12 protein-coding genes and 1 pseudogene are annotated in these 9,763 nt (G+C 69.9%); 10 read left to right on the top strand and 3 right to left on the bottom strand.

All coding sequences use genetic code 11. From position 1 onward, the window contains the following. A partial coding sequence (locus ACFVYI_RS41835) for a cold-shock protein (protein ID WP_387895237.1) occupies window positions 1–181 on the bottom strand: 181 nt, incomplete at its 3' end. A gap of 391 nt (window positions 182–572) precedes the next feature. Here ACFVYI_RS41835 and ACFVYI_RS41830 point away from each other — a divergent pair. The 3 genes from ACFVYI_RS41830 to ACFVYI_RS41820 all read left to right on the top strand — a co-directional run bounded on the left by ACFVYI_RS41830 (window position 573) and on the right by ACFVYI_RS41820 (window position 1,892). Next, entirely contained in the window at window positions 573–800 is a 228-nt protein-coding gene (locus tag ACFVYI_RS41830) for a hypothetical protein (protein WP_328954395.1), read from the top strand. 231 nt (window positions 801–1,031) lie between these two features. After that, window positions 1,032–1,436 carry a hypothetical protein gene (locus ACFVYI_RS41825; protein WP_387895233.1) on the top strand — a complete coding sequence of 135 codons (405 nt, stop codon included), beginning with the start codon at window positions 1,032–1,034 and terminating at the stop codon, window positions 1,434–1,436. Window positions 1,437–1,529: 93 nt separating this feature from the next. Then, complete coding sequence (locus ACFVYI_RS41820; RefSeq protein ID WP_387895231.1) at window positions 1,530–1,892, top strand: hypothetical protein; 363 nt, start codon at window positions 1,530–1,532, stop codon at window positions 1,890–1,892. Window positions 1,893–2,135: 243 nt separating this feature from the next. Here ACFVYI_RS41820 and ACFVYI_RS41815 read toward each other — a convergent pair whose 3' ends face one another. Continuing rightward, window positions 2,136–2,330 carry a hypothetical protein gene (locus ACFVYI_RS41815; RefSeq protein WP_387895228.1) on the bottom strand — a complete coding sequence of 65 codons (195 nt, stop codon included), beginning with the start codon at window positions 2,328–2,330 and terminating at the stop codon, window positions 2,136–2,138. Window positions 2,331–2,832: 502 nt separating this feature from the next. Here ACFVYI_RS41815 and ACFVYI_RS41810 point away from each other — a divergent pair. From ACFVYI_RS41810 to ACFVYI_RS41800, 3 genes are all read left to right on the top strand, one after another. Further along, window positions 2,833–3,036: a cold-shock protein gene (locus tag ACFVYI_RS41810; RefSeq protein WP_030918248.1), complete on the top strand. Its 204-nt coding sequence runs from the start codon at window positions 2,833–2,835 to the stop codon at window positions 3,034–3,036. Window positions 3,037–3,875: 839 nt separating this feature from the next. Beyond that, window positions 3,876–4,673 (top strand): hypothetical protein, encoded by a 798-nt coding sequence (locus tag ACFVYI_RS41805; protein WP_387895225.1) that lies wholly within the window; start codon window positions 3,876–3,878, stop codon window positions 4,671–4,673. A 367-nt stretch (window positions 4,674–5,040) separates the two neighbouring features. Beyond that, the gene (locus ACFVYI_RS41800; RefSeq protein ID WP_387895223.1) at window positions 5,041–5,499 is read left to right on the top strand and encodes a hypothetical protein; all 459 of its coding nucleotides are present in this window, start codon (window positions 5,041–5,043) and stop codon (window positions 5,497–5,499) included. Between the two features lie 675 nt (window positions 5,500–6,174). Here ACFVYI_RS41800 and ACFVYI_RS41795 read toward each other — a convergent pair. After that, window positions 6,175–6,363, bottom strand: a complete 189-nt coding sequence (locus ACFVYI_RS41795; RefSeq protein WP_387895242.1) for a hypothetical protein — start codon at window positions 6,361–6,363, stop codon at window positions 6,175–6,177. A 75-nt stretch (window positions 6,364–6,438) separates the two neighbouring features. Here ACFVYI_RS41795 and ACFVYI_RS41790 point away from each other — a divergent pair. From ACFVYI_RS41790 to ACFVYI_RS41775, 4 genes and pseudogenes are all read left to right on the top strand, one after another. Continuing rightward, window positions 6,439–6,858 (top strand): annotated as a pseudogene (locus ACFVYI_RS41790) (tyrosine-type recombinase/integrase); the annotation flags it as partial. 151 nt (window positions 6,859–7,009) lie between these two features. After that, window positions 7,010–7,132 carry a hypothetical protein gene (locus ACFVYI_RS41785; RefSeq protein WP_387895240.1) on the top strand — a complete coding sequence of 41 codons (123 nt, stop codon included), beginning with the start codon at window positions 7,010–7,012 and terminating at the stop codon, window positions 7,130–7,132. A gap of 1,129 nt (window positions 7,133–8,261) precedes the next feature. Then, entirely contained in the window at window positions 8,262–9,005 is a 744-nt protein-coding gene (locus ACFVYI_RS41780) for an IPT/TIG domain-containing protein (protein WP_387895221.1), read from the top strand. A 168-nt stretch (window positions 9,006–9,173) separates the two neighbouring features. Continuing rightward, window positions 9,174–9,763, top strand: a 590-nt coding sequence (locus ACFVYI_RS41775) for an IPT/TIG domain-containing protein (RefSeq protein WP_387895219.1), incomplete at its 3' end; no start/stop codon positions are given.

Raw genomic sequence — 9,763 nt, 5'->3', positions numbered from 1 at the left:
CGATGAAGCCGAAGCCCTTTTCCGCGTTGAACCACTTCACAGTGCCATTAGCCATAAAGAAATCTCCTTCAAGGGGCTGTCCGAAACCCGCACAGCGCGGGATCCGAGTCGCCGCGATGAGCACCCACCCGGGGAAGAGCCGGGAAACAAAAAGGCGCCTGCGAAACATCAGCAGGCGCACACAAAGTTCATGGGAACCACTACTGCAACTAAAACGACTCTAGCAGGCCCCAGCCCGCCACGGGCGGATATTTCACCCCCGGTTCCGCGAGGCCCCTTCCCCGGGGCCGCCGGCCGCGAGGCGCCAAGACGGTCAACATGCTTGCGCGGCAGCCAGATTGGGAACGCACCCCGCCCCTTCGACGCCGACCAGTGGCCCTTCCCCGGAGGGTGAGTCGCGCGGGCGCCGAGCGCCTGCCCCAACCGCGACAGACCCACGAAAGCGACGCACCAGGCCCACCGCCGCCGTCCGGGGGCGAACTGGACGGCTTACGCGAGATTCCTGCCGCAACTGCGAAATTGAATGCGCCGGAAGGACCCGCTCCCGCGATTTCCGGCGCATACTGCAGGGAATGACGAAATCTGCAGCAGTCCGCCGCGTCCTGCCCACCAGCCCCTTCAAGGCCCGGATCGAAGCACCGCGCAAGCACTTCGCCGTCGGCGACCGCGTCACCCACGACACCTACGGCCTCGGCCGGGCCATCGGCGTCGAAGGCGACAGCGACATCGCGGTACTCGTCGACTTCGGATCGCGCCAGGAACGCATCACCCAGCCCTACGCCGCCATGTTCAAACTCTGACCCAGGACACACGCGTTCCCAGCCGGGCGCGACGCACCGCGCATGGCGCGGACCCTGCCGCGCGCCCCTGGACCATCGCGCCGGTCCGCCGTCCAGGAGCGCGCGCCCAACCAGGTCGAACAGGCACCCCCGATCCCGCCCCGGGGCCGCACCGGCGACAAACTTGAACAGTACGTGACACCTCGTCACCGATGACCGACCGCAGGGTGGGCGGGGCGATAGACTCCGGACGTGGATGACAAACATCTGTTTGAGTCCGTCTGCGAAGTGCTCTCCCGCCGAGGGTTCGAGCCGGCACCCCCGCAGGCAGCCGGACTCTCCGTCCGACTGCGTCCGAGGACCGGCCTCGTACTGGGATGGCGGCCGGGCGAGGACCTGATCGGACCCACCCTCCACGCCTGCCCGCATCCCGCCGACGCCGCCGGGCGCACCGAGTTCCGCGGCATCCGCACCGCGCTCATGCTGGCCCTGTCGGAGGTCCTCGGCGATGCGGGCTTCACCGTCACCGCCCTCGGCGACGACCTGCTCGTCACCGCCGGCCCACACGATCCGGGCACCGTCTCAACCCCCACGGCCGCTCCCACATGTCCCGCACCCCGGCGCAGCCGGCCGGCACGTCAGGTCGCCGCCGCGTAGCGTCCGGCGTGCGGCCGACGACAGGCCCGTTGCCGCCGTGGCCGCTGCCCCAGGCGCGTGAGGCCCGGGAAGCCGTGTCCTGTTCTGGGGGTCATGTCGAACCCTGACGGGCTGCTCGTCGACATCGCCGCGATGGTCGAGTCCGAGCACAGCAACCAGATGTCCCTGACCGTGGTGGTCCCCGGCGCGGTGATCACCGGCCGGCTCGCGCCGGTGACCCTGTGGTGGGAGCGGGTGGCGGAGGTCCTCCAGGCCTCGGAGCACCTGAAGCCGTTCGCCGCCCTCTTCGCCCCGCCCCCAGGCGGCCCGCCCACCCGGCCCACCCATCTGCATCTCCACCGGGCGAAGATCCTTCAGGGCGACTTCGCACTGCCCCACACCGGCGGCATGTACCGCATCGCCATCGAGGACGTCAGTAGCTGGACCATCGGCGACCTTGGCTACTCCCACAGCTGACAACCACGGCAGGCCGAACCGCCACCCGGCTTCGCCTGCCACGTCTCAGATGCCTCGTGCCCACCGCCCCGGCCGTACGCCGGGGCGGCCGACAGACCTGGCGGGTGTCTCACGGAGTCCGCAGCCCTTGCGGACGTGCCTGTGTCCAGGAGGTGGGCCTTTGCCAGGGATCCCCCCGGACACGGGCGGCACGTGGCGTGGGCGGTTCGCGGTTCGCCCGGCGCTTCGCCGGGTCGGGCGCGGTCAGCGCTCGAAGACGACGGCGATGGATCCACTGCCGCCGTTGGCACCTGGGACCGAGGCGGTGAATGAGCTGCTGGCGCCGCCGTTGCCACCGCGACCGTATGGCGAGAGGAGTTCGTCGTCGCTGATGCCTCCGAGTCCGCCCGTGATGCTGGCCGCCGACCCCCACACCACGTCCTCCCGGGTGGGAGGCACCGTCCGCGCCCTCCACCGTTGGGACGCGATCGGGCTCGTCCGCCCGCCCGAACCGCAAGCGGATTCAGGCTCTACGCCGGCTTTGATGCCCAGGAACTCGGCTGCTTCGTCCAGGCTGCCGCTGCGGGGCGCGCCGGGCCGGCCGGGCCGCTTCCGGGGCAACGGTGCAGCCGGCACGATCCGGGCCGAGTCCGGGGCGGCGTCGACGCCCGCGCGCACCAAAGCCTGGCAGACCGTCAGCAACCCGTAGATTTCACGGCCGGGGTCCTACGGGCCGCGCGAAGGACCCCTCGACACGTCCTGATGGCTGCCCGCCGCCGGGGCACAGAGCCTGCTAGACTCTTCCGAGTTGCAGTTGTGGTCCCATGAACTTTGTGTGCGCCTGCTGATGTATCGCAGGCGCCTTTTTGTTTCCCGGCTCTTCCCCGGGTGGGTGCTCATCGCGGCGACTCGGATCCCGCACTGTGCGGGTTCCGGACAGCCCCTTGAAGGAGATTTCTTTATGGCTAATGGCACTGTGAAGTGGTTCAACGCGGAAAAGGGCTTCGGCTTCATCGAGCAGGAGGGTGGCGGTCCTGACGTGTTCGCCCACTACTCGAACATCAACGCCAACGGCTTCCGTGAACTGCTCGAGGGCCAGAAGGTCGAGTTCGACGTCACGCAGGGCCAGAAGGGCCCGCAGGCCGAGAACATTCGTCCGCTGTAGTTTCTGCCACGGCACCCGCCTGGTAGCGAGGGGCCCGCACCGCGTACATAATGCCCGGTGCGGGCCCCTCGGCATTGCGCCACGCGCATTCCCCGGCCGTTCAGGTTTCTGACTCCAGCCTGGTGGGCACGTGTGCGCGACGCGGAGCAGCCCATCCGCATCTGCCCCGAGGGCTGGCGCCGCGATTCTGAGCCGCTCCGCCCACATCGAGCGCCGTCTGCCGATCACGCGCCGCGCGCAGTCCCGTCCGCGGCCCGCTCCGCACACCCCCGGCCCGTCCCCGACCTCCCGCTGCCCGGCACTGCGGAGCTTCCTCGCGACGTGCCATCCGAGAAGGGTTCTTCGCATTCCCACTCCCGACCACTGCTCGCACCGACCCGCCGACTCAGGGGCACTGTTCCCCGCGAACACCCCCGGCCAGTCCCGCTCCGACCGCATCCATCCCGTCACGAATGCGATGCCACGTCACGCTCCTTCTGCACGGTGCAGGTTCGCGGCGCACACGACGCAAGCGCTCACCCGCTGCGCCTACGCGGTCCGGCTTCGGCTCGCCCTGATGGTGGGCGGCATGTCAACCGACCGTCAGGCCCAGGCACGAAGCCACGGGAGCATCACAGAGTGGGCGCCGACACCGGCCATCGCGCTCCTGCCGCTCTGAGATATCGGGCCGGCGTTTCTCCTCCCTACCCGAGACGCGCATACGGCCGGGCCCCTGGCTTTTGAACAGGCCGGCCCTGCTCTTGCCCCGGCGGCCCGAACCGCCCAGTGCGGTCGGCCAGACACCCGCGGCAGTGCACGTCAGCCCCCAAGTCCGACCCACCCGAGCAGGGGATTTCCTGATGCCGTTCGAGATCACGCACGCGACCGTCCCGACGCCGGGCGGCGTCAGCGAGGCTGCCGTCGTCACCGGACCAGGGTTCGCCTTCGTCCTGGACGGCGCCACCGCCACGGGAGCCACGACGGGCTGCACCCACGATGTCACCTGGTACGTCGAGCAGTTGGCGGGACTTCTCTGCGCGCAGCTGCTCACGGACAGCTCGGCCGGCCTCCGGGAGATCCTGCGCACTGCCCTGACTGTGCTGGTCGACAGGCACGGCCAGACCTGCGACATGACAAACGCGGACAGTCCCTCGTCAACCGTCGCGGTGGTTCGCGAGCGGGACGGCAGCCTGGACGTCCTCGTGCTCGGCCACTCACCCGTCGCGCTGCACCGGATCAACGGAGCGGTCGAGGTCATCGTCGACGACCGGGTGGCATACCTGGGCTCGTACACAGAGGACGCCGTACGCGGCTACCGCAACAACAGCACCGGTGGTTTCTGGGTGGCCGGTGCGAAGCCCGAGGCCGCTGACCAAGCCCTGACGGCAAGCATCCCGCTGTCGCAGATCCAGCAGGTCGCCGTCCTGTCCGCAGGCGCTTCCCGCCTGCCCGAGCGGTACGGCTGGAGCTGGCCGCGCTTCATGGTCGAGCTGTCCGAATCCGGGCCCGGCCAGGTCATCGGAGCGACACGCGAGGCCGAGGCGTGCACTGCGACCGGGGCATTCAGGGGCAGAGCGCACGACACCGCGGCCATCGTCCTTTGCCGCCCGTCCGAACCGGCATACGCGACGGAGAAGGTCGCCGAGACCACTCCCTGACTCGGTCGCCGCAGCCCTCGAGATCGGCAGGGCGCGCGAGGGCGCGGGTGCTGTCGCGAGCGCGCACGGTTGGCCCATGGGCATCGTGGTGCTGCCGGCACTCGTCGAGCCGCTGGACACACGCATCCCGCAGGGTGGGCGACGACCCGGTCGGCGCCTTGGCAGTACGCCGGGCCCACCTCGGGTCCTGGGCCGGACGTTCCCGGTGACCCGTCACCCGGGAGCGGCGACCGCTGTGCGCCGGAGACCGCCGGCCTTGGTGGCCGGCGTGGGCGGGGCAGCCTTGGTACCCCACCACGCTGGAGCGGACTCTGCCTGGCCTGCGACGCGCCGCCCGCGACGACCGACGCCCAGCTGCGCTGTGGTGATGCAGCAACGGCCGTCCCGGTCAGGCGTTCAGCGTTGCTGCCATGGACGATGCGAGAAGGCCGAGATCACCGAGTACTTCGCCGCGGCCGTGGACATCCACCACATCTTCCCGCAAGCCTGGTGCGAGCGGGAGAACATCCCCAGTGGCAGCTTCAACTCGATCGTCAACAAGACCCCGCTGACCGGACGCACCAACCGGATCATCGGCGGGGCGGCACCGTCCTCCTACCTTCCGGAACTCGCCAAGAACGCCGAGCTGGAAGCCGAGACCCTCGCCGACCACATCCGCACCCACCTGGCCGACCCCGTACTCCTCGCCAAGGACGACTTCGCGGGCCTCTTCGACGCCCGACAACGAGCCCTGGTAGGAGCGATCGAGAAGGCCACCGGCAAAGCGGTCGTCCCCGAGGACGGATACCCGGCGGCCACCGACCCGCAGGACGAGGACGAGGACTGATCGGGTCAAGCCCGGCCCCTCCTCATCGACCAGGAGAAGGACCCGCCACCCCACCCGCTTCAGCGACCCCCCGGTGCTGCCGTCCTCTCGCCCACCACAGCCGTTCTCCCCTGAACGACCGTACGACCAGGCAGCAGGCTTCGACCGGCCGCTCGCGTCATTCTGCATGCGCGAGGCCGCAGGACAACTCCCGGCGGAGCCCGCGACCCCCACACCCATCGGATCGGGCTCGCCCACCAGGAGTCGAACGAGCGGCCAGGTGCGGGCTCCCACCGAGAGTCCACAGGTCAGCGCCACGAATCCGCGTTGGTGATCGCATGGTGGTCGCACCCGGCCACCCCGTACCCGGGACCGGTAGCCTCCGCAGCCGATCAAGGAGTCAGGGCTACGGGAGGCAGAGGAAGTGCGCAGTTCAGGACGGCAGGGCAGGGTCCACCGCCGGTGCGGGTGCCGTGACGCGGATCGGCGGCAGCTCGGAGCCGGGTGCCCGCGCCTTGCCGAGGACGGGCACGGCACATGGACGTTCGCCGTCGACATCCCGCCCCTCAGCGGGCGGCGGCGCACTGTGCGGCGCGGCGGGTTCGAGGACGCGTGGACTACGGAGGGCGCCTTGCGGCGCTTCCTCGAAGGCCGCCGACTGGGCTTCGACGCCGACCCGCACGAGACGGTCGCCGCCTACCTCACCCGGTGAGCATTGAGTTCCTGCTCAAACCCACCACCTACGCCCGCTACCGCACCTACGTACACGGCGAACTCATCCCCGTCTTCGGAGAGATACGCCTGGAGGAACTCGCCCACGACCACATCGCCGCCTACGCCCACCAGCAGCTCGAAGCCGGCCGCGGACGCCAGGCCGTCTACCACTGCCTCGCCACCCTCTCCAGCGCCCTGGGCTCAGCAGTGCGCACCCACCGGCTCCCGTTCAACGCCGCCCAGCCCATGCCGATCCGCAGACCCCGCGCGGACGAACGCGTCCCCTGGAGCGCCGAGCAGGCCGTCGCCTTCCTCGCCCACTGCCGCGAGGAGGACCCCGCCTTCGCCGATGTCATCGAGGTGATCATCGGCACCGGCCTGCGCAAGGGCGAGGCGCTCGGTCTCCAGCGCGCGTGCGTACGGATCGACGACCGCGTCGTGTTCATCCGCCACACGCTCTCCGCGATCGACAACCACGAACTCGTCCTGACAGCGCCGAAAACGAAGAAGAGCCGCAACTGGGTACCCCTGTCCGAGCGCGTCGCAGCCGCCCTCCAACGCGCCATCGCCAGGAACACCTCCACCGACAACGACCACGTCTTCCAGGACGCCGACGGCAAGCCCCTCCACCCCGCGGCGGTCCGCCGCCGCTTCCACGACCTGCGCAAGCAGGCCGGACTGCCCCACGTCACCATCCACGACCTGCGCCACCTCGCCGCCACCCTCGCCCTGGAGGGCCGTCATCTCCAAGACGCTGCGGCACTCCACACTCTCCACCACCGCGAACATCTACAGCCATCTGACCTGGGACGTCGCCATGGCCGCCGTCCACACCATCGAAGCCAGACTCCGCCTCGTCGAAGCCCGCTCCCGAGCCGGCACCGACGCCATCGCCCAGAACAGCCCCGCGCCGAACCCGCTGTTCAGCCACGCAGCCTGACACCTGCACGACCGCAGCCACCCAAGGCCCACCGATGCCACTCAAGCCGCCCGGCATCACGATCCGTAACTGACACACACCCAGCCACACGGCCCGTCACAACAACTGGTGCCACGGGCCCCACAGCCATGCCCAATTCGGAACCACGCCCGCTTCAACGACGGACGAGGACTCAATCGCCCGATGAACACGCTCAGTCACTGCAATCGGGCGCACAAAAGGCGCACAACGGGCGTGCAGGAATGCGGCGATACGCCGAAAACACCCCCCGAGGCGACGTGAACGAGCGTTCACGACCACACTGCGACCACCAAAACAAAAAGGCCGCCCCTACCATTCGGTAGGAACGACCTCCGACCTGCGAAAACGCCGGTCGGGACGACAGGATTTGAACCTGCGACCCCTTAACCCCCAGCACTGACAAACGAGCCCACCCGGGATAGTGCCCCCCGGCCCGCGCGCGGGGCCCGTCGGCGTCGGCGTCCGATCGGGCCTTTGACCTCGACGGATCGACTGTGGACGATCTCGCCGACCAGCGCACGCTCGCCCCGTCCGAGGCCTTCACGCTCCGCCGTATGGGTGACTCGGCGTCAACGCCCTTGCGGATGCGGCGCCCGAACGGGTTAATGTGTGTATCCGAACCAGTAGGCTTCCCATCCCTCTCAGGGGAGCGGCAGCGGACCAAAGCGCTGGAACCACGTCGGCAATCAAGTCCCGTACCGCAAGGGCCTCCTGGCGAAGGAAGCGATCCACCAACCGGCGCCGCACCTCGGCACGGGCTGGAGCATCGGATTCACGCTGTGTCCATGGGGGCGTCATGCGAATGATGCGCATGCGCCCGGCCCTTCTGCGGGCCACCATCCTGGACAAGGCTCGGCCGCCCTCCCGACCAACGCGCCCCTGCCCGCGGAGCAGTGGCCGCGAGTCGGCGGCCCAGCCCCCGCGCACTGTGGCGATCACCTGGACAAGCCCGGTGACCGCCGTCCCCGGCACGTGACCGTACGCACCTTTCGGGCGCCTGGAAACCGACGTGGCCACGTCGATTCCAAACGGGCGCAGCCAGGGGCAGCACCCAGCGCGCCATCCCAACCCAGTTGCACATCCAGGAAGCGGAAAGGGAGCACATCTCATGCCTATCTCTCCGAACCAGGGATCCACCGGCGGCGGAACCGTCGTGACCATCACCGGCACCAACCTCGGCGGCGCGACCGCCGTGAAGTTCGGCACCAAGTCGGCCACCATCACCGCCAACACCGCCACCTCGGTCACGGCCGTCTCCCCCTCGGGTACCGGGACCGTCGGCGTGACCGTGACCACGCCGGGCGGGACCAGCAACCCGCTGTCGTTCTTCTACGTCGGCGCGCCGTTCAAGTCCTCCCTCAGCGCCGCCTCCGGCGTGCTCGCGGGCGGCAACACCATCACCATCACCGGCACCGGCCTGTCCACCGCCACCGCCGTCAACTTCGGTGCCAACAGCGCGGTCCCGACCGTGACGTCCGACAGTCTGATCAGCGTCACCGTGCCCGCGGGCGCTGCCGCCGGGTCGGTCGGCGTCAGCGTCACCACCGCCGGCGGCACGAACAACGGCCTGTCCTACACGTACGTGGACGTCCCCACGGTCACCACCATCGTCCCCGACTCCGGCCCGACCTCCGGCGGTACGGCGGTGACCGTCACCGGCACCAACCTCACCACCACCCAGTCGGTCACCGTCGGCGGCGCGGTGGCGCCGTTCTCGGTCGTCAACGACACCACGCTGTCCGTCGTCACCCCGCCCGGGGTCGCCGGCGCGGCCAATGTCGTGGTCACCACGACCGGCGGTGCCGTCACCACCGTGGGCGGCTTCACCTACGTGGCCGGTCCCGGCATCTGATCCGCGCGTCGGAGCTCGGCAGGCCACCGGGCTCCGGCCCAGGACTCCGCCGGGGCAGAGGCAACACCTCCACGCTCTGCCCCGGCGGGCATCGCCACTACCACCCCACATCGGGCCCCGGCCGGCACTCCCCTGCCGGTCGGACCCCACCTGCAAGGAGATCGGTCGTTGAACATCCCTCAGGCTCCACGCAGTTCGGCCGCCCTGGTCGCCCCGACTCTTGGCACCGTCAGCCCCACCCAGGGCGCGAGCGCAGGCGGCACCTCGGTCACCCTGACCGGCAGCCATTTCACCGGCGCCACCGCCGTGAAGTTCGGGGCCTCCGCCGCGCCCTCGTTCACCGTCAGCGCCGACAGCGTGATCACGACCGTGTCACCGCCGGGCAGTGGCACCGTCCAGGTCACCGTCACCACCCCCGGCGGCACCAGCAACGGCTTGACCTACACCTACACCGGTCCGCCCGCCCCGACTCTTGGCACCGTCAGCCCCACCCAGGGCGCGAGCGCAGGCGGCACCTCGGTCACCCTGACCGGCAGCCATTTCACCGGCGCCACCGCCGTGAAGTTCGGGGCCTCCGCCGCGCCCTCGTTCACCGTCAGCGCCGACAGCGTGATCACGACCGTGTCACCGCCGGGCAGTGGCACCGTCCAGGTCACCGTCACCACCCCCGGCGGCACCAGCAACGGCTTGACCTACACCTACACCGGTCCGCCCGCCCCGACTCTTGGCACCGTCAGCCCCACCCAGGGCGCGAGCGC

This window comes from Kitasatospora sp. NPDC058218 (assembly GCF_042882445.1).
GTDB lineage: Bacteria > Actinomycetota > Actinomycetes > Streptomycetales > Streptomycetaceae > Kitasatospora.
The sequence above is the reverse complement of the archived record's forward strand: the minus strand, read 5'-3'. Positions and strand labels throughout refer to the sequence as shown.